The following is an 18538-nucleotide window of genomic DNA, read 5'->3' on the forward strand; positions in this document are numbered from 1 at the left end:
GCGGCCCGCTGTCGTACACACTCACCCCCATGGACATCCTCATCCGCCGAGCAATCCCCACCGAATACGAAGACCTCGGCAACATCACAGCACAGGCCTACCTACAGGACGGCCTCCTCGACTACGGCGACGACGACCCCTACCTCCCCGTACTGAAGGACGTGGCAAGCCGAGCCGCAGCCGCCGAGGTCCTCGTCGCGGTGGACGGCGAACACCTCCTCGGCGGAGTCACCTTCGTCCCCGGCCCCGGCCCCGTCGCCGACATCGCGACAACCGGCGAGACAGAGATCCGCGCACTGGCGATCGCCCGCACCGCCCGCGGCCGAGGCGCCGGCGAGGCCCTGGTCCGCGCCTGCATCGACCGCGCCCGAGCCACCGAGGGCTGCGAGGCCGTGGTCCTGTCGACCCAGAGCTCGATGCACGCGGCCCACCGCATCTACGAACGCCTGGGTTTCGTCCGCACCCCCGACCGCGACTGGAACCCCGTGCCACACCTGGACGATCTCACTCTGCTCACCTACAAGCTGACACTCTGAAACCACCGCGACACAACATCTGGTGGTGGCGTGACAGGCGAGCACAAGATGTATGCTCATGCTCGCTGTCGCCGCAGGGGAATCCGGTGCGAATCCGGAACTGTCCCGCAACGGTGTACTTACGTGCATATGCACGCATGGTCAGTCCGAGGACCTGCCGACAGCTCGCGTCCGGCCACCCGGCCAGGGCGCATGACGTCCGGGCCTCGTGGAGTGGGCCGGTGGACGCGACGCCCCGTGCGCTCGTGTACTGCCGCCTGCCCTCGGCGAGGCCCCGTGCCGAGCGAGGGAGAGCCCCACCGTGACCATCGCGCCAGCAGAGCCGGCATCAGCGACCCAGGTGAACAAGGCGATCGTGGCGACCGCGACCGGAACCGACGTTCCCGGTACGGCCGTTCCCGGAGCTACCGTTCCCGGAGCCGACGGCCCGGGTACCGCGATCCTGCGGACCCTGACCGAGCTGACCGCCGACCTCCCCGACGCCGACCCGGGCCGGGTCGCCGCCGCCACGTTGCGCGGCCGGTCCGCGCACGCGGACGTGGCGGAACTGCGCGAGCTGGCCACGGAGGCGGCCGCCGGTCTCATCTCCGAGGACCCGGTCTACTCCCGGCTGGCCGCCCGGCTGCTGACGGTCGGCATCGCCGCCGAGGCCGCCTCCCAGGGCGTCACGACGTTCACCGAGTCCGTCGCCGTGGGCCACCGCGAGGGCCTCATCGCGGACCGCACCGCCGAGTTCGCGACGCTGCACGCGGCCCGCCTGGACGCGCTGATCGACACGGAGGCCGACGACCGCTTCGGCTACTTCGGGCTCCGGACGCTGTACAGCCGTTACCTCCTGCGGCACCCGATCACCCGCAAGGTCATCGAGACCCCCCAGCACTTCATGCTGCGCGTGGCCGCCGGTCTCGCGGAAGACGACTCGACCCGTGCCCTGGACGAAGTGGCCGCGCTCTACCGCCTGATGAGCCGCCTGGACTACCTCCCGTCCTCCCCCACCCTCTTCAACTCCGGCACCCGGCACCCCCAGATGTCGTCCTGCTACCTCCTCGACTCCCCGCTGGACGAGCTGGACTCCATCTACGACCGGTACCACCAGGTCGCCCGCCTCTCGAAGCACGCCGGCGGCATCGGTCTGTCGTACTCCCGCATCCGCAGCCGCGGTTCGCTGATCCGGGGGACGAACGGGCACTCCAACGGCATCGTCCCGTTCCTGAAGACGCTGGACGCCTCGGTCGCCGCGGTGAACCAGGGCGGCCGGCGCAAGGGTGCCGCCGCGGTGTACCTGGAGACCTGGCACTCCGACATCGAGGAGTTCCTGGAGCTGCGGGACAACACGGGTGAGGACGCCCGTCGTACGCACAACCTGAACCTGGCGCACTGGATCCCGGACGAGTTCATGCGCCGGGTGAACGAGAACGGCGACTGGTCGCTGTTCTCCCCCGCCGACGTGCCCGAGCTGGTCGACCTGTGGGGCGACGAGTTCGACGCCGCGTACCGCAAGGCCGAGGCGCAGGGGCTGGCCAAGAAGACCATCCCGGCCCGTGACCTCTACGGCCGCATGATGCGCACCCTCGCGCAGACCGGCAACGGCTGGATGACCTTCAAGGACGCGGCCAACCGCACCGCCAACCAGACCGCCGAGCCGGGCCACACGGTCCACTCCTCGAACCTCTGCACGGAGATCCTGGAGGTCACGGACGACGGCGAGACGGCGGTCTGCAACCTCGGTTCGGTGAACCTGGGAGCGTTCGTGGTCGACGGTGACATCGACTGGGAGCGGCTGGACGAGACGGTCCGGACCGCCGTCACCTTCCTCGACCGTGTCGTGGACATCAACTTCTACCCGACCGAGCAGGCGGGCCGTTCCAACGCCCGCTGGCGCCCGGTCGGCCTGGGCGCGATGGGCCTCCAGGACGTCTTCTTCAAACTCCGCGTCCCCTTCGACTCCCCGCAGGCGCAGGCACTTTCGACGCGTATCGCCGAGCGCATCATGCTCGCCGCGTACGAGGCCTCGGCCGAGCTCGCCGAGCGCAACGGCCCGCTGCCGGCCTGGGAGAAGACCCGTACGGCGAAGGGTGTGCTGCACCCCGACCACTACGACGTGGAGCTGACCTGGCCCGAGCGCTGGACGGCCCTGCGGGAACGTATCGCCCAAGTCGGCATGCGCAACAGCCTGTTGCTGGCGATCGCCCCCACGGCCACCATCGCGTCCATCGCGGGCGTGTACGAGTGCATCGAGCCGCAGGTCTCGAACCTGTTCAAGCGCGAGACGCTGTCCGGCGAGTTCCTCCAGGTCAACTCGTACCTGGTGAACGAGCTGAAGCAGCTCGGCGTGTGGGACGCCCGCACCCGTGAGGCGCTGCGCGAGGCCAACGGCTCGGTGCAGGGCTTCAGTTGGATCCCGGCCGAGGTCCGCGCCCTGTACCGCACGGCGTGGGAGATCCCGCAGCGCGGCCTGATCGACATGGCCGCCGCCCGCACCCCGTACCTGGACCAGTCCCAGTCCCTGAACCTGTTCCTGGAGACGCCGACGATCGGCAAGCTCTCCTCGATGTACGCGTACGCCTGGAAGCAGGGCCTGAAGACGACGTACTACCTGCGCTCCCGCCCGGCGACCCGCATCGCCCGCGCGGCCCAGGCCCAGGCTCAAACCCCCATCCCCGTACAGCAGTTGACCCCCGACGAAGACGCGGTCGCCTGCTCCCTTGAGAACCCCGAGTCCTGCGAGGCCTGCCAGTAATGACGACCGAAGCCAAGAACCTCCTCGACCCGGGCTTCGAGCTGACCCTCCGCCCCATGCGCTACCCGGACTTCTACGAGCGCTACCGGGACGCGATCAAGAACACCTGGACCGTCGAGGAGGTCGACCTCCACTCGGACGTCGCCGACCTCGCGAAGCTGACGCCGGGTGAGCAGCACATGATCGGCCGGCTGGTCGCGTTCTTCGCGACGGGCGACTCGATCGTGGCGAACAACCTCGTGCTGACGCTGTACAAGCACATCAACTCCCCCGAGGCGCGGCTGTACTTGAGCCGTCAGCTCTTCGAGGAGGCGGTGCACGTCCAGTTCTATCTGACCCTCCTGGACACCTACCTCCCCGACCCGGAGGACAGGGCGGCCGCCTTCGACGCGGTGGAGAACATCCCCTCCATCCGCGAGAAGGCCGAGTTCTGCTTCAAGTGGATCAACGAGGTCGAGAAGCTGGACAGCCTCCAGACCCAGGCCGACCGCCGCCGCTTCCTCCTCAACCTGATCTGCTTCGCCGCGTGCATCGAGGGGCTGTTCTTCTACGGCGCGTTCGCGTACGTCTACTGGTTCCGCAGCCGGGGTCTCCTGCACGGCCTCGCCACCGGCACCAACTGGGTGTTCCGCGACGAGACCATGCACATGAGCTTCGCCTTCGAGGTGGTCGACACCGTCCGCAAGGAGGAGCCGGAGCTCTTCGACGACCAGCTCCAGCAGGAGGTGACCGACATGCTGCGCGAAGCCGTCGAGGCGGAGCTGCAGTTCGGGCGCGACCTGTGCGGTGAGGGTCTGCCGGGCATGAACACGGACTCGATGCGCCAGTACCTGGAGTGCGTCGCGGACCAGCGCCTCCAGCGACTGGGCTTCGCCCCGGTCTACGGCTCCGAGAACCCCTTCTCCTTCATGGAGTTGCAGGGCGTCCAGGAGCTGACCAACTTCTTCGAGCGCCGCCCGTCGGCGTACCAGGTCGCGGTGGAGGGCACGGTCGACCTGGACGAGGACTTCTAGATCTCTTTGCCCGAGGACTCATAGCCCTCTTTATCTGCCTCTTACTTCGCGGACGGCCCATGGAGCTTCCATGGGCCGTCCATGGAGTTTCTATGGAGCGGCAAAGTTCATGGGGTGCGTCTGTTCGCGGTCTCGTCGCCCCGGCTACGTTCTGCCCGTCCTGTTCATGCCATTCACCAGTGGCCCCACAGGACGCTCAAAGTGTCATGCCCATGACGACGTCATCTGCCGCCGCTACGCGCGTCACAGGCCTGCCACCACGCCGAGGAACCCCACTCCAAATGGAGGCAGTACCCCATGCGTGAGAAGCCCAGACGGAGTCTGCGAAGACTGCTGACCGCCGCCATCCCCGCCCTCACCCTCAGCGTCTTCGGGCTCGTGGCGGCCTCCCCCGCCGACGCGCAGCCCGCCCCCCAGGCAGCCGTCCAGTCCGCCCAGGTCTCCAAGGTCACCCAGAACTCCAAGGCCCTGACCTCCCCCGCGGCCCAGGCGGTCCACTCGACCGGCAAGGCCGGACAGAAGGTGCCGACCGAGCACCTGTGCGCGGCCGCCGCCCCCGGTCACGCGTCCTGCTTCGCCCAGCGGCGCACCGACATCAAGCAGAAGCTGGCCGCCGCCGTGCACTCGGACGCCGCGGCCGCGGTCTCCGGGCTGAGCCCGGCCAACCTGCACAGCGCGTACGCGCTCCCCTCGACCGGCGGCTCCGGCCTGACGGTCGCGGTGGTCGACGCGTACAACGACCCCAACGCGGCCTCGGACCTGGCCACTTACCGCTCCAACTTCGGCCTGTCGGCCTGCACGGTGGCCAGCGGCTGCTTCAAGCAGGTCAGCCAGACCGGCTCGACCACCTCCCTGCCGACGAACGACACCGGCTGGGCGGGCGAGGAAGCGCTCGACATCGACATGGTCAGCGCGGTCTGCCCGAACTGCAACATCATCCTGGTGGAGGCCACTTCGGCCACCGACGCCAACCTCGGTGCCGCCGAGAACGAGGCCGTCGCCCTGGGCGCGAAGTTCGTCTCCAACAGCTGGGGCGGCGACGAGGCCTCCTCGCAGACCTCCGAGGACACCTCGTACTTCAAGCACCCGGGCGTCGCGATCACCGTCTCCTCCGGTGACGAGGCCTACGGCGCCGAGTACCCGGCAACGTCCCAGTACGTGACCGCAGTCGGCGGCACCGCCCTGTCGACGTCCTCCAACACCCGCGGCTGGACCGAGTCCGTGTGGAAGACCAGCAGCACCGAGGGCGGCGGCTCCGGCTGCTCCGCCTACGACGCGAAGCCGACCTGGCAGACCGACACGGGCTGCACCAAGCGCATGGAGGCCGACGTCTCCGCCGTCGCCGACCCCGCCACCGGCGTGGCCGTCTACGACACCTACGGCGGCTCCGGCTGGGCGGTCTACGGCGGCACCAGCGCCTCGTCCCCGATCATCGCGGGCGTCTACGCGCTGGCCGGCACCCCGGGCTCCAGCGACTACCCGGCGAAGTACCCCTACTCCCACACCAGCAACCTGTACGACGTCACGAGCGGCAACAACGGCTCCTGCACGACGAGTTACTTCTGCACCGCGGGCACCGGCTACGACGGCCCGACCGGCTGGGGCACCCCGGACGGCACCGCCGCCTTCACCTCCGGCACCACCACGGGCAACACGGTGACCGTCACCAACCCGGGCAGCCAGTCCACCGCGACCGGCTCCACGGCCAGTCTGCAGATCTCGGCCACGGACAGCGCGAGCGCGACCCTCACCTACAGCGCGAGCGGGCTGCCGACCGGCCTGTCGATCAGCAGCTCGACCGGGCTGATCTCCGGCACCGCGTCCACCGCCGGCACGTACGCCGTCACGGTGACCGCGACCGACTCCACCGGCGCCTCCGGCTCGGCCTCCTTCACCTGGACGGTCAGCACCTCCGGCGGCGGCAGCTGCACCTCGGCCCAGCTCCTGGGCAACGCGGGCTTCGAGTCCGGGAACACCACCTGGACCGCGAGCAGCGGGGTCATCACCAACGACACCGGCGAGGCGGCCCGCACCGGTTCGTACAAGGCCTGGCTCGACGGCTACGGCTCCACCCACACCGACACCCTGTCCCAGTCGGTGACGATCCCGTCCGGCTGCACGGGCACGACCTTCACCTTCTACCTGCACGTCGACACGGCTGAGACCACCACCAGCACGGCGTACGACAAGCTGACGGTCACCGCCGGATCCACCACCCTGGCCACCTACTCCAACCTCAACGCGGCCACCGGGTACGTCGCGAAGTCCTTCAGCCTGTCCTCCTTCGCCGGCTCCACCGTCACGCTGAAGTTCAGCGGCGTCGAGGACTCCTCCCTCCAGACCAGCTTCGTCCTCGACGACACCGCCGTGACGACCAGCTGACCCCCGCATGAGCTGGACCCCGGCCGTCTCGCAGCGGCCGGGGTTCTGTCATGTCCACGGATAATTCACAGTTCACGAGGGATCCGGATGCGTCCGTGACACGTCAAAGCGGCAAAGGAGGCCCCCATGCGTCGATCGATTCTCGGCCCGTCCCTCGCCGTCGCCACCCTGGCGCTCGCCCTCACGGGCTGCGGCGGCACGAAGTCCGACACCGGCAGCGGCAGTGTGTCGCCGTCGTCCTCCCCCACGCCGAGCAAGAGCCGGTCGGCCTGTACGGCGAAGGAGACACTCGCCGCCACCGACACGAACGGCACGTTCTGCGTGACGACCGGCAACACCGTCCGCATCCTGCTGGACGGGACGACCACCCGCCCCTGGGCGCCGGTCAAAACGGTGGGCAGCGGCCTGAAGGCCACCAACAGCGGGATCCTGATCCGGCCCGGCGACGCGAGCAACGCGTACGAGGCGGTCTCGGCCGGGACCGTGAAGCTCACGTCGTCCCGGCCGCTGTGCGCGACCGCGCCCCACAAGATCTCGTGCAAGGGCATTCAGGAATGGTCGGTCACCGTCGTGGTGTCGAAGTGATCATCCGGTGGGCGGTCCTAATCTGACGGTCGATGCGCCGGTCGTGCGCGATGCCGAGCAGCGACGGGAAGGCCACGGCCACGAAGACCGCGACGACGGCGAGGAGGGCGATGAGGTTGTCCATGGCTGAGTTCATGGACATGAGTCTCGTCCTTTTCACTCCTTACCGTGAGTGGCAGGACTGCCGTACACCCTCGATTTACTGCCACATGTGGCGCACACTGGCAGCATGCTGAAGAACGTGGCCGTGGTCCTGCTCGACGGAGTCGCCCCCTTCGAACTCGGCGTCGTCTGCGAGGTGTTCGGCCTCGACCGCCGCGACGAGGGGCTGCCGGTCTACGACTTCGCGGTCGCCTCGGCCGAGGGCCCGACGCTCACCACCCACGCGGGCTTCTCCCTGACCGTCGAACACGGCCTGGAGCGCCTGGAGAGCGCGGACCTCATCGCCGTACCGGCCGGTGCGACCTATGCGGAACGGGAGTATCCGGAGGAACTCCTCGATGCCCTGCGGCGGGCCGTGGACCGGGGTGCCCGGGTACTCAGCGTCTGTTCGGGCGTGTTCGTGCTGGCCGCCGCCGGGCTGCTGGACGGGCGGCGGTGCGCGGTGCACTGGCATCACGCGGAGCTGCTCGCCCGCCGGTATCCGAAGGTCGTCGTGGAGCCGGACGTGCTGTACGTCGACGAGGACCCGGTGATCACGTCCGCCGGTACCGCGGCCGGCATCGACGCCTGTCTGCACATCGTGCGCAAGGAGCAGGGACCGGAGGTCGCCAACGCCATCGCGCGGCGCATGGTCGTCCCCCCGCACCGCGACGGCGGCCAGGCCCAGTACATCGAGCGGCCGCTGCCGCGCTCGCAGTGCGACACGGTGGGCGAGGTGCTGGTGTGGATGGCGGAACACCTCGACCAGGAGGTGACCGTCGAACAGCTCGCCGCCCGCGCCCTCATGTCACCGCGCACCTTCGCCCGCCGCTTCCAGCAGGAGACCGGGACCACGCCGTACCGCTGGATCCTGCGCCAACGGGTGCTGCTGGCCCAGCAGTTGCTGGAGGGGACGGACGAGACGATGGACGCGATCGCCTGGCGCGCCGGCTTCGGCACCGCGCCCGCCCTGCGCCACCAGTTCGTCCGGGCGCTGGGCACCACCCCGAACGCCTACCGGCGCACGTTCAGGGGCCCGGAAGCCGCCTGAACGCACGCCCGTCACCTCACCTCGGGATGGGCCTGAGCAGCAGCCGGTGCGGTCGCAGGGTGATGCCGACGCGAGTGGTGTCGTTGGAGCCGGACACCTGCTCGAAGCGGTACTTCGTCGCCACCGCCGCCGTGACCAGGCTCAGTTGGGCCATCGAGAAGTGGTCGCTGGGACACTTCCGGTTGCCGTTGCTGAACGGGCTCATGGCGAACTTCGGTACGTCCTTGGACCGTTCCGGAAGCCAGCGGTCGGGGTCGAACTCCTCGTTGTGCGCATACGAACGCGCGTCGCGCTGGATCGCGTACGGACTGTAGATGATGTCGGCCCCGGCTGGAATCCGATAGCCGCCCAGTTCGGCGTCGGCGACCGCCCGCCGCGTCAATATCCATACGGCGGGACGCAGCCGCATCGCCTCGACGACGACATTGTTCGTGTGCGTCAGCTTCCGGACGTCGTCGAATGCCACCGGGCGGCCGCCCGTCACGGATTCGACCTCTTCGCGTACCTTGTCGGCGTGTTCCGGGTGTTCGGTGAGGACCTGGAGCAGCCACATGATCGTGGACGCGATTGTTTCGCTTCCGGGGGTGAGGATCGCGACGACCTGGTCGTGGATCTCCTGTTCCCCGATCGGGTCGCCATTGTCGTCCGTCGCCTCCAGCAATGCCGTCAGCAAATCGTCCGGCTTTTGACCAGATTCGCGGCGCTCGGCGACGATCTCGTCGACGAGGAGATGCAAATCGGCCAGCGCCCGGTTGAATTCGCGGTTGGCCGGGAGGGGCAGCCGGTAGAGCGGCCCGGCCGGTATCACCATCCGCCGGTACATGCCCCGGAAGACGGTGGCGAGCGCGACGCACAGCCGCTCGGCGCGCTCGTCCATGAAGTCGCCGCGCAGCAGGCAGCGGGCCGCGATCCGCACGGCGACCCGGAAGGACTCGGAGGTGCAGTCGATCGTCCCGCCCGCCTGCCAGCGCTCGGTGAGCGCGTGCGCCTCCTCCTCCATGATCGGCCCGTAGGCGGGGATCGCGTCGAGCTTGAACGCGGGCTGGATGATGCGCCGTTGGCGCCGGTGCAGGGACCCGTTGGCCGTGGCCACGCCCTCCTTGCCGAGCAGTCCCTCCAGGGACTCCCACAGCGGGCCCGCGATGATGAAGTCGGGGTTCAGCGCCAGGGCGCCGGTGAGGGCCGGCGCGGTGACGGCGTAGACCGTCTTCGGGCCGAGCCGCAGCCGGACGACGTCGCCGTGGTCGCGGAGTTGGGCCATGAAGGCCAGGGGGTCGCGGACCAGCTTCCAGCCGTGGCCGAGAAGCGGGACCCTGCCGCCCGCGACGGGCGGCTCCAGCAGCTCGGGCACCTCGGATGCCGCGGGCTTCACAGATTCGACGGTCATTTCTCACCTGCCGCTTCGTTGTTGACGTACGGGGGTGTGGACCGGTCGTCCCAGCTGTCGACCATGTAACGGCCGGACTCGTGGTGGAACCAGTAGACGGTGCTGAACCAGTTCCGCATATTGCCGAGGCAGGTCCGTACCGCGGCGCTCAGTTCCATTCCGCGCACGGTGCCGTCGTCGAGCCGGTCGGCGAGACGTAAGGTGTCCTGTTCCGCGACGAGGAATTCGGCGATGCATTCCTCGATACGGCGCCTCAGTTCGGCGACCGCTTCTTCGAGAGTCAGCCCCTCGTGTTTGATGAGGCTGATTCCGAGATTGTGGACCTCGTCGCCCGCGAGTTCCTTGGGCAGGGAGCAGAGGTCGTTGTACCAGGCGGCGAATTCCTGGCTGAGCAATGCCGCCCGCCGATATCCCGGGTGTTTCCTCACGCCGTCCGGGAGTTCACAGTCCGCGCTCGCCTCCAGCAGATCCGTCCAGATCCAGTGCGCGAAGGTGAGCCGGCGCAGTGCGAGGTATTCCTCGACCGTGGGGACGGTCCCCTCGGTGCGGTTGCGGAATTCACGGTCGTAGGCCTCGATGACCGCGTGGAAGTGCCGGGCGAACCGCGCGTTCCAGGTGTCGGGCAGGAACGAGTAGATCCGCATCATGCTGTCGGCGAACCCCGCGACCAGGGGATCCGGGTGGAGCAGATGGTGCCGTGGTGAATCCAGTGCCGCGTGCAACCGGAACCTCAACCGCCGCCAGGCGTCCGGCCGTTGGTGCACGATGTCCCGGTCGTGGCGGTCGTCCCAGACGAAGAACCACGCGCTGTAGTCCGCTATCGCCTGGAGCACCTCGTCCGGTGCGCCCAAGTAGTACCCGGCCATCAGGTCCGTGTAGCAAAGACCGTCGGCATATTCCCTTACCTTGTCCGCCGGCATGAGACGCTTTTCCAGCAGCCAGACACGTGTCTTCTCCTGGAGCCTCGGCCAATACGGATGCAGTTGCCGGGGAAACGCCGCCTCGATCGCCGGGAGAGAGAGCGACGGTGGAACCGCGATCGCCGTCGTTACCGTTGCCGTCGTCGATGTGGTGCTGTGTGAGAAAGCAGGCACGAACAAACCCCTCTCAGCCGCCAGTTGCGCACGCCCCTCCCGCTGTGCCGGGCGTGCGCCGTTGCGTATCCCCGCACTTCCTATTCAGCACCACAACTGACCGTTCTGGGAACGGATTTGCTCCCTTCACTACCCCCAAGTGCCGAGAATCCCCCCTTGTGTGACCGATTCTGGATCATTACGCGAGCACAAACGATCGAATGTGCGAGGGACAGACGAACGGCGCCTGGTCAGGGAGTTGCACCTGAACAGACGCCGTGCGTAAGGGAGATGGGTCGACCGCTGGGGCCGGCCGGGTCAGTCGTTGGCGACCACGGGGTAACGGGGCTCGTTCTCGGCCATCTGCCGCAGCGCGTCCTTGCGGTCACGCTTGGAGAGCCGGTCGATGTAGAGGTAGCCGTAGAGGTGATCGGTCTCGTGCTGCAAACACCGAGCGAAGTAGCCGGTGCCGCGGACCTTGACCGGGTTGCCTCGCTCGTCCTGACCGGTCACCTCGGCGTAGTCGGGCCGCGCGAGCGGCGCATACGCGGTCGGCACCGACAGACACCCCTCGTTGCTCTCGTCCAGATGCCGCTTGTCGGCGGGCAGATCGACGAGCTTCGGATTGCAGACGACACCGACATGCCGTTTGCCCTCGTCGTCCATGCAGTCGTAGACGAAGACCTTCAGGTCCACGCCGACCTGGTTGGCGGCGAGACCCACGCCCTCGGCCGTGCGCTGCGAGGCGAACATGTCCGCCACCAGCGTCTCCAGCTCCGCGCCGAAGTCGGTGACGTCCTTGCACTCCTTGTGCAGCACCGGATTCCCGACGACCGTGATGGCCCGCGAACTCCCCCGCTCCCGCCAGGCCGCCTCACGCTCCTCGGTCCCCTCGGTGTCGACGACAAACCCCTCGTCATCCACGGGGAGCACGCCCACGTGCTGCTGATCGGTGTCCTGCTGCGCCATGACCGACGTAAGCCTTCCTAGGTAAAACAGGGGGAGATGTTGCGGGTACAGGGTACGCGGATGCTTTTAGGGGCGCGGGGCCGTGTCAATGTGCGGCTCCGCCGCGTGAGCGCGACCAGCCACGACGGCGCGGCACCAGACCACCGGCCTCAGCAGACCTCTTCCAGATCCCGCCAGTCCCGGGAGTCAGGGCTGTCGGCAACCCACCCGTCCAACAACCCCCGAACAAGCGACGCGGGGGCCGCAAGCCCACACTCCCGCTCAGGCACCCACAACTGCCCGTCCGTCCGGTGACCGAGCGGCCCAGGATGCCCCGGCTCACTGTGGTCATGCGGATCAAGATGCTCCCCGTCACCCTCGTCAGAAGGCATCCGGGACTCGGAACACATCCGGCACAGCAACCGCACGGAAGACGACCAGTCCTCCGCCGCGAACCCCGCGTCCGCCGCCAACTGCTCCAGCGCATCCCGGTCGGCCTCGGCGGCAGCCTCAAGCAGGACCACCCACGTAGGCACAGGAGACGGCGCCCACAACTCGATCTCGTCGAACACGGGGTACGAGTGCCCGGCCGCCGTCGTCCGCTCCCCGTGCGGCACCCCGTCGTGCAGGACGACCTCACCCCACCGTCGCCCGGACGAGGGAAGCGGAATGGACAGCACCTCGATCCGCGCGGGATCCAGCCGCCGCCCCCACACGACCTCGGCCTCCCCTTCCGGAGACAGCCGTACGGCCGCGCTGCCGAGATCCATCCCGGCCGGCTCACCCGCTCCGGTGACCCCGCCCGGCACCCGCAGCCCGTACGCCTGCCAGGCCCGCCGCGCCAGCGGCCAGTCCTGAAGCGCGGTGGCCGCGATACCAACGTTCCACCAGTCAGGTGCGCCGGCCTCCCGGTCGAGCAGCGCGACGGCCCGCAGCCCGGCCGCCCGCGCCTGCTCCCAGTCGTGCCGGAACTTGTGCAGCAGGGCGAGGTTGAACCAGGACTCGGACAGCCAGGGCTCCAGATCGGCGGCCCGCGTCAGCAGCGCGCCCGCGTCCTCGTACCGACCGTCGCCGATCAGCGTGAACGCGCGGTCTGTGGCCTGCCGCCAGGAGGCGGAGGGCCGGTGCCGTCCCTTGCCGAAGATCCTCACGATTCCCGCCTGCCAGTTCCGTTCAGTGGGCTGGCTCTGCCCCCGGACACCCTCTTCTTCGCATCCAACCACGTACGACTGGGAGGGCGCTCATTACCCATGGGTTACCCAGCCGAAGGCAAGGTCAGACAGTCCCGGGACAGTACCCGGGCCAGTGCTTCCACGACCTCGGGAGCGTAGTCCCCGGCGGTCCCGAGGCGCAGCTCCTCCAACGCCTGGAGGGGCCCGCCGGGGCCGCCTGCCCGGGTTTTCTCCTCGTACGCGTTCACGGCCCGGACGATCCGCGCGGAGAGCGGCTGCTCCCGGCACGGGTCGGCCTGCCGCTCCACGACGGCCGCCACCTGAGGACTCACCCCGGTCTGCCGTACGACGGCCCCGCCGAGCAGCGCTATCCGCCGCTGCTCCTCGGCGGGGAGTACGGCGGTGGCGCCGGCCGGTACCGGGTCGACGAGGCTGAGCTGGCCGATGTCGTGCATGAGGGCGGCGTACTCCAGGACGGTGAGGTCGGGCTCGGACAGCCCCAGGTCCCGCCCGACCGCCTGGCACAGCGCGGCGACCCGGCGGGCGTGCCCGGCAGGCGTGTAACCGGCTATCTCGGTGGACCGGGCGAGGGAGGCGATGGTCTGCCGGTAGGTGTCCCGTACGGCCGCGTACCGCCGGAACGACAGCTGGGTCAGCAGCAGTGGCAGCGAGAACACGGGCAGCGCCCACAGCCCCACGACGGCGACCGCGAGCGCCATCACCGCACCGGTCGCACACACCGCCGACCCGATCCCGGGCATCCCCCGCAGCTCGTCCCGGAGCAGCGGCCCGAACGGCCACCGGGTCCGCGAGTGCGCGAGCGCGGCGGCGAGCACGGCGTCGCAGAGCGCGGTGAGGGAGAGCAGCGCGAGGAGCAGCAGGGCGTAGGCGGGCCCGCCCCAGTGCCCGAACACGCCCTGGTTGTACAGGGGTTGGAAACAGACGGCCGCGAAGCCGACGGTCAGGACGCGGCGGGCCATGTGGTCGGGCGTGCGGCTCCGGCCGCGTGCGATGTGCGGGACGCAGCCGACGAGGGCGGCCGCCACTACCACGGAGACGACCTGGAAGAGGCCGTGGTGGGTGGGCTGGCCGGCGTCCGCGCCGAGCAGGGCGTAGGAGAGGGCGCCGGCCGCGCCGAGGGGAGCGGTCTCGCGGAGACCGGTTCCGTTCCAACGGCTCAACTCCCCTACGGCGACGAGTACTCCGAAGGCGAGGGCGACTCCGGGTTCTTCGAGGCCGGTGCGGAGGGTGAGGGTGAGGGAGGTCAGGGCGAGGAGGGCGGCGGAGGTGTGGATGAGGGTGAGGGTGAGAGGGGGGCGGGGTGAGGGCATTTGGTCAACCCCTCAACGCACTGGAAACGGGCGGGCTGGGTGGGAAGACGATGGATGACTGGACCTCGTCGGCGGTCACCGCCGGGTGCCATCCGCACCGCCCCAGCGCCCGCACCAACGCCCGCACCATCAACGGGTCGAACTGCGTACCGGCACAGCGCGACAGCTCCTCCAGCGCGGCGGACACCGGCCGAGCCCTCCGGTAGGACCTCGTGGACGTCATGGCGTCAAACGCATCGGCAACGGCGACCACCCGCGCGGACTCCGGGATCTGACTCCCCAACAGCCCGTACGGATACCCACTCCCGTCCAACCGCTCATGGTGGTGCAGGACAGCCGCACGGGCCTCACCGAGGAAACCGATCCCCCGCACCATCTCGTGCCCGTACTCGGGATGCAGTTCGATCACCCGGCGCTCCTCGGGAGTGAGCGGCCCGTCCTTGCGCAGCAACCGCGTAGGCACGCCCAGCTTCCCGACGTCGTGCAGGATCCCGGCGAAGCGGAGCACTTCCACCCGCGAGTCGTCCATGCCCAGTTCCCGCGCGATCATCATCGACGCCTGTCCGACCCGCTCACTGTGCCCGCGGGTGTACCCGTCCTTGATGTCGACGGCCTGCACCAGCGCCCGGATCGTCGCCTGATGCGCGGCACGCTCCTGGTGATACTGGGCGAACACCCACCAGGACACCCCCATCGGCAGCAGCACGAGCAGCGCGGCGACGGGGCCGTAGGGACTGCGCCACAGGACGGCCATCATCAGCCCGGCGAGCCCGTGCACGCCGATGGGCGCGAGGGACCGTAGGAACAGCCCTCGCCAGGCCCGTCGTACGGGCATCCGCTCGGCCAGCGCGAGAATCCCGCCGTCGAGCACGGTGAGGACCAGGCAGAAGGCGAGGACGGCGGCCAGCGCGGGCACCAGCGCGTACGGGAAGTCGGACGCGACGACGGCGTTGCGCCCGCCCAGCGCCCAGTGCACACGTGCCGCCGCCCACACGCCGAGCACGAGCTGCGCGGCCCGCCAGCTGCGCCGCAGCCAGGGCGAGCCCTGCTCGACGCGGGAGAACAGCGCCCCCGGCAGCGGTACGAGCGCGGCGGCGGGCGGTGGGAGGAGGAAGGCGGCGGCGAGCAGCACGGGGTAGAACGTGCCCGCGAAGCGGCGCCGGGCGACCTGCTCGCAGCCGGCGTACAGCGCGGCCAACAGCGCGACCGCCCACCAGGGTGCGTGGACGGTCGGCAGCGGAAGCAGGCACCAGAGGGCGCCGGCGACGACACAGACGACGTACGCGCGTGCCCGTGCCGGTGTCGCCTCCATGGCTGACGCCCTTCCCCCGACCATGCCTGTCCAGGCCGAGGAGCCTAGGGCGGTCGGGGGCGGGCTGCGGGCGTATCACCCGCGGATTAGCACGTTCGAGTGACGATCGCCCGTTCAGGAAACGGTCGGGAGGCCAGGACTCAGGCCGGGACCGGGGTCAGGATTCCTGGGGGGCGGCCGTCAGGTCGTGGTCGGGCACGGCCTGCCCGGAACGGATCAGGTCGAGCCGTCCCAGGACCTTGGCCCGCAGGTCGGTCGGCACGTCGTCCCGGCCGCAGCACCGCTTGACCAGCTTCTTCACGGCCTCTTCGAGCCCGTACTTCTCCAGGCACGGCGAGCACTCCGTGAAGTGCTGCTTGAACTTGGCGCGGTCGACGTCCGGCATCTCGCTGTCGAGGAACTCGTAGAGATGGTCGAGGACCTCACTGCAGTCCGTTTCGTGCGGCTCTCCGCAGCTCATGAGCCCGAGCCTTTCGCTTCGTTCGACTCTCCGGCACCGGCCGGGACCAGTCCGCGGTCACGCGCGTAGTCCTCGAGCATGCCGCGCAGTTGACGACGGCCCCGGTGCAGCCGGGACATCACCGTACCGATGGGTGTCCCCATGATGTCCGCGATCTCCTTGTACGCAAAGCCCTCGACGTCCGCGAGATAGACGGCGATGCGGAATTCCTCGGGGATCGCCTGGAGCGCTTCCTTCACGTCCGAGTCGGGCAGGTGGTCGAGCGCCTGCGACTCGGCGGAGCGCAGACCCGTCGACATGTGCGACTCGGCACGCGCGAGCTGCCAGTCCTCGATCTCCTCGGCCGCGGAGCGCTGGGGTTCACGCTGCTTCTTGCGGTACGAGTTGATGAACGTGTTGGTGAGAATCCGGTACAGCCACGCCTTGAGGTTGGTGCCCTCGCGGAACTGGTGGAAGGACGCGTACGCCTTCGCGTACGTCTCCTGCACCAGGTCCTCGGCGTCGGCCGGGTTTCGCGTCATGCGCAGCGCGGCCGAGTACATCTGGTCGAGGAATTCGAGCGCGTCCCGCTCGAAGCGCGCACTGCGCTCCGAGGTCGATTCCGGTGTGACCTCGCTCGTGCCCTGGCCCTCGGGCTGCTCCGCCTGGCCGTGTTCGGTCCCTGCGTCGGTACCGGGAACCGGACCCACCTCCTCAAGATTCCGGGCAGCACCGAAGCCGATGCCACCAGAATCGGAGGATAGACGACGATCCGGTCCGCCCGCCGCCCCAATAGGGGTGGCCTTGGTCGCGTGCAGCACCGACCAGTCCAGGTCGGAGCGGCTGCTACGGGCCGGGCAGAAGGTCGAACCCATGCGGCGGACTTCCTTTCTACGACTCTCTGTGTTCGCCACAACAGTGGTAGGGGCCCCGGCATTCCCGCCCTTTACCCGAGTGTTCGAGTCCACTCCACCACGCGCCCCGTGATGATCTCCAGCGCCTCGTCCTGCCCGATCTCCGCCCGCTTGGGCACGGCGAAGCCATGATCGCCGTACGGCACCTCGACCAGTTCGAAAGCCCCCTCGGGGAACTCCGCCGGTTTCCCGAAGGGATCGTTCCCGCCCTGCACGACGAGCGTGGGCACCCCGGCGGCGAGCAGTTCGCCGGCCCGCGACTTCTCGGGCCTGCCCGGCGGATGCAGCGGAAAGCTCAGGGCCAGCACGGCGGCGGCGCCCAGCTCCGCAGCCGTACGACAGGCCACGCGGGCTCCGGCGCTACGGCCCCCGGAGATCACCGGCAGGCCGGGCTTCGCGACCGCCGGCCAGATCCCCCGCCACCCCACGTCGAGCGTCTTGGGCGCGGGCGCCACCTTCTTCCCGGCGACCCGCCACGGCTGCTCGACGAGCGCGACGGTGACGCCGTGCGCGGGGAGTGCGGCGGCGAGGGCCTGGAGATCCCGCGCCTCGATGCCACCGCCGGCGCCGTGACTGACGGCGAGGACGAGGCGCGCCTTCTTGGCCTGGTGCCAGGTGATGCGGGCGGTCCCCGCGTCGGTCTCGATGATCTCGCTGGAAATGATCTCGCTCACGCTAGAAGAGTGTGCCCTCCTCGGGCCCCTCCAGCTCCTTCAGCAGCTCCGGCCCGTTGTTGCGGACGTTGCTCACGGCCGTGGACACCGGATACGCGCGCATCAGCCCGGCGGGCGGTGGGGCGAGCAGCTCGCGCAGGTCGTCCGGGTCGGTACGGGAGGGGTCGAGCCAGGAGTCCCAGCGGTCCGGGGTGAGCATCAGGGGCATCCGGGGATGGATGTCGGCCAGCGCGTGCGGCCCCTCGGCCGGGGGCACCGCCAGCGGGGTCGTCTCCGCCTCGGTGGTGATCACCGAGCAGGTGACCCACCAGGCCAGCGGATGGTCGTCGGGCAGGGTCTTGTCCCGCCAGAACTCGTACAGCCCGGCCATCGCGAAGACCGACCCGTCGGCGGGCAGCACGAAGTACGGCTGCTTGCGCTGCCGCTTCTTCCTGCCCTCGACCTCCAGCTCCCGCTCGTCCTTGGCGGTGACCCACTCGTAGTAGCCGTCGGCGGGGATGATGCAGCGCCGGGTCGAGAAGGCGCGACGGTACGACGGTTTCTCGTGCACGGTCTCCGCGCGGGCGTTGATCATCCGCGCCCCGCCCTCGGGGGTCTTCGACCAGCTCGGCACCAGCCCCCACTTGAGCCGGCGCAGCTGGCGAACCGGCTTCGGACTCTCCGCGTCCTTAAGTGGACGGTCGAGGACTGCATAGACCTCTTTGGTCGGGGCCACGTTGTAGTCGGGGGCCAGAACCTCCTCGGGCTCCCACTTCTCGATCTCAAAGACTCCTGCGAGATCCTCTGGCCCACGACTCGCTGCATACCGTCCGCACATACGTGCCAGACTGCCAGATTCCA

The 18538-nt window shown here is 69.3% G+C and carries 17 protein-coding genes and 1 riboswitch; of the genes, 6 read left to right on the forward strand and 11 right to left on the reverse strand.

Annotation, left to right across the window (positions count from 1 at the left end; translation table 11 throughout):
• Positions 1–29 precede the first annotated feature (29 nt).
• The 5 genes from OG714_RS18270 to OG714_RS18290 all read left to right on the forward strand — a co-directional run bounded on the left by OG714_RS18270 (position 30) and on the right by OG714_RS18290 (position 7256).
• A complete protein-coding gene (locus OG714_RS18270) occupies positions 30–536 on the forward strand; it encodes a GNAT family N-acetyltransferase (RefSeq protein ID WP_406122250.1) in 507 nt (168 codons plus the stop codon).
• 45 nt (positions 537–581) lie between these two features.
• Positions 582–713: riboswitch (cobalamin riboswitch) on the forward strand.
• A gap of 124 nt (positions 714–837) precedes the next feature.
• Complete coding sequence (locus OG714_RS18275) at positions 838–3276, forward strand: ribonucleoside-diphosphate reductase subunit alpha (RefSeq protein WP_406122252.1); 2439 nt, start codon at positions 838–840, stop codon at positions 3274–3276.
• Complete coding sequence (locus tag OG714_RS18280; protein WP_318018734.1) at positions 3276–4289, forward strand: ribonucleotide-diphosphate reductase subunit beta; 1014 nt, start codon at positions 3276–3278, stop codon at positions 4287–4289. The genes OG714_RS18275 and OG714_RS18280 overlap by 1 nt, the downstream gene beginning before the upstream one ends.
• 297 nt (positions 4290–4586) lie before the next feature.
• Positions 4587–6671 (forward strand): putative Ig domain-containing protein, encoded by a 2085-nt coding sequence (locus OG714_RS18285; protein ID WP_406122254.1) that lies wholly within the window; start codon positions 4587–4589, stop codon positions 6669–6671.
• Positions 6672–6797: 126 nt separating this feature from the next.
• Positions 6798–7256 carry a hypothetical protein gene (locus OG714_RS18290; RefSeq protein ID WP_405990885.1) on the forward strand — a complete coding sequence of 153 codons (459 nt, stop codon included), beginning with the start codon at positions 6798–6800 and terminating at the stop codon, positions 7254–7256.
• On the opposite strand, the gene OG714_RS18295 is transcribed toward OG714_RS18290, so the two are convergent.
• Positions 7234–7398, reverse strand: coding sequence for a hypothetical protein (locus tag OG714_RS18295; protein WP_406122255.1), 165 nt, complete (start codon positions 7396–7398; stop codon positions 7234–7236). The two genes, OG714_RS18290 and OG714_RS18295, sit on opposite strands and share 23 nt — an antisense overlap.
• An 87-nt stretch (positions 7399–7485) precedes the next feature.
• Here OG714_RS18295 and OG714_RS18300 point away from each other — a divergent pair, with 87 nt between their 5' ends.
• Positions 7486–8448, forward strand: coding sequence for a GlxA family transcriptional regulator (locus OG714_RS18300; protein WP_406122257.1), 963 nt, complete (start codon positions 7486–7488; stop codon positions 8446–8448).
• A gap of 16 nt (positions 8449–8464) precedes the next feature.
• Here OG714_RS18300 and OG714_RS18305 read toward each other — a convergent pair whose 3' ends face one another.
• The 10 genes from OG714_RS18305 to OG714_RS18350 all read right to left on the reverse strand — a co-directional run bounded on the left by OG714_RS18305 (position 8465) and on the right by OG714_RS18350 (position 18515).
• A complete protein-coding gene (locus OG714_RS18305) occupies positions 8465–9835 on the reverse strand; it encodes a cytochrome P450 (RefSeq protein WP_406122259.1) in 1371 nt (456 codons plus the stop codon).
• A complete protein-coding gene (gene cyc1, locus OG714_RS18310) occupies positions 9832–10929 on the reverse strand; it encodes an epi-isozizaene synthase (protein ID WP_406122260.1) in 1098 nt (365 codons plus the stop codon). The genes OG714_RS18305 and cyc1 overlap by 4 nt, the downstream gene beginning before the upstream one ends.
• 297 nt (positions 10930–11226) lie before the next feature.
• Positions 11227–11877 (reverse strand): peptide deformylase, encoded by a 651-nt coding sequence (def, locus tag OG714_RS18315; RefSeq protein ID WP_406122262.1) that lies wholly within the window; start codon positions 11875–11877, stop codon positions 11227–11229.
• Positions 11878–12026: 149 nt separating this feature from the next.
• Positions 12027–13007, reverse strand: a complete 981-nt coding sequence (locus tag OG714_RS18320; RefSeq protein WP_033282065.1) for a tetratricopeptide repeat domain-containing protein — start codon at positions 13005–13007, stop codon at positions 12027–12029.
• Positions 13008–13111: 104 nt separating this feature from the next.
• Positions 13112–14359, reverse strand: a complete 1248-nt coding sequence (locus OG714_RS18325) for an HD-GYP domain-containing protein (RefSeq protein ID WP_406122264.1) — start codon at positions 14357–14359, stop codon at positions 13112–13114.
• Positions 14360–14363: 4 nt separating this feature from the next.
• Positions 14364–15671 (reverse strand): HD-GYP domain-containing protein, encoded by a 1308-nt coding sequence (locus OG714_RS18330; protein WP_406122266.1) that lies wholly within the window; start codon positions 15669–15671, stop codon positions 14364–14366.
• Positions 15672–15828: 157 nt separating this feature from the next.
• Positions 15829–16131, reverse strand: a complete 303-nt coding sequence (gene rsrA / locus OG714_RS18335) for a mycothiol system anti-sigma-R factor (RefSeq protein ID WP_327401405.1) — start codon at positions 16129–16131, stop codon at positions 15829–15831.
• Complete coding sequence (gene sigR, locus OG714_RS18340) at positions 16128–16820, reverse strand: RNA polymerase sigma factor SigR (protein WP_327407085.1); 693 nt, start codon at positions 16818–16820, stop codon at positions 16128–16130. Before sigR ends, rsrA begins: the two co-directional genes overlap by 4 nt.
• A 236-nt stretch (positions 16821–17056) precedes the next feature.
• A complete protein-coding gene (locus OG714_RS18345; RefSeq protein ID WP_406131864.1) occupies positions 17057–17686 on the reverse strand; it encodes an alpha/beta family hydrolase in 630 nt (209 codons plus the stop codon).
• 13 nt (positions 17687–17699) lie between these two features.
• A complete protein-coding gene (locus OG714_RS18350) occupies positions 17700–18515 on the reverse strand; it encodes an SOS response-associated peptidase (protein WP_406122267.1) in 816 nt (271 codons plus the stop codon).
• Positions 18516–18538 lie beyond the last annotated feature (23 nt).

The sequence above is a fragment of the Streptomyces sp. NBC_00989 genome (assembly GCF_045162655.1).
In the GTDB taxonomy this organism is placed as follows: Bacteria; Actinomycetota; Actinomycetes; order Streptomycetales; family Streptomycetaceae; genus Streptomyces.

What these genes read in the sequence shown, in the direction of transcription:
- rsrA (WP_327401405.1), bottom strand. Translation starts at nt 16,131, where the DNA reads ATGAGCTGCGGAGAGCCGCACGAAACGGACTGCAGTGAGGTCCTCGAC.
- OG714_RS18270 (WP_406122250.1), top strand. Translation starts at nt 30, where the DNA reads ATGGACATCCTCATCCGCCGAGCAATCCCCACCGAATACGAAGACCTC.
- OG714_RS18330 (WP_406122266.1), bottom strand. Translation starts at nt 15,671, where the DNA reads ATGGAGGCGACACCGGCACGGGCACGCGCGTACGTCGTCTGTGTCGTC.
- OG714_RS18325 (WP_406122264.1), bottom strand. Translation starts at nt 14,359, where the DNA reads ATGCCCTCACCCCGCCCCCCTCTCACCCTCACCCTCATCCACACCTCC.
- OG714_RS18350 (WP_406122267.1), bottom strand. Translation starts at nt 18,515, where the DNA reads ATGTGCGGACGGTATGCAGCGAGTCGTGGGCCAGAGGATCTCGCAGGA.
- OG714_RS18300 (WP_406122257.1), top strand. Translation starts at nt 7,486, where the DNA reads ATGCTGAAGAACGTGGCCGTGGTCCTGCTCGACGGAGTCGCCCCCTTC.
- OG714_RS18280 (WP_318018734.1), top strand. Translation starts at nt 3,276, where the DNA reads ATGACGACCGAAGCCAAGAACCTCCTCGACCCGGGCTTCGAGCTGACC.
- OG714_RS18290 (WP_405990885.1), top strand. Translation starts at nt 6,798, where the DNA reads ATGCGTCGATCGATTCTCGGCCCGTCCCTCGCCGTCGCCACCCTGGCG.
- OG714_RS18285 (WP_406122254.1), top strand. Translation starts at nt 4,587, where the DNA reads ATGCGTGAGAAGCCCAGACGGAGTCTGCGAAGACTGCTGACCGCCGCC.
- OG714_RS18295 (WP_406122255.1), bottom strand. Translation starts at nt 7,398, where the DNA reads ATGTCCATGAACTCAGCCATGGACAACCTCATCGCCCTCCTCGCCGTC.
- OG714_RS18305 (WP_406122259.1), bottom strand. Translation starts at nt 9,835, where the DNA reads ATGACCGTCGAATCTGTGAAGCCCGCGGCATCCGAGGTGCCCGAGCTG.
- def (WP_406122262.1), bottom strand. Translation starts at nt 11,877, where the DNA reads ATGGCGCAGCAGGACACCGATCAGCAGCACGTGGGCGTGCTCCCCGTG.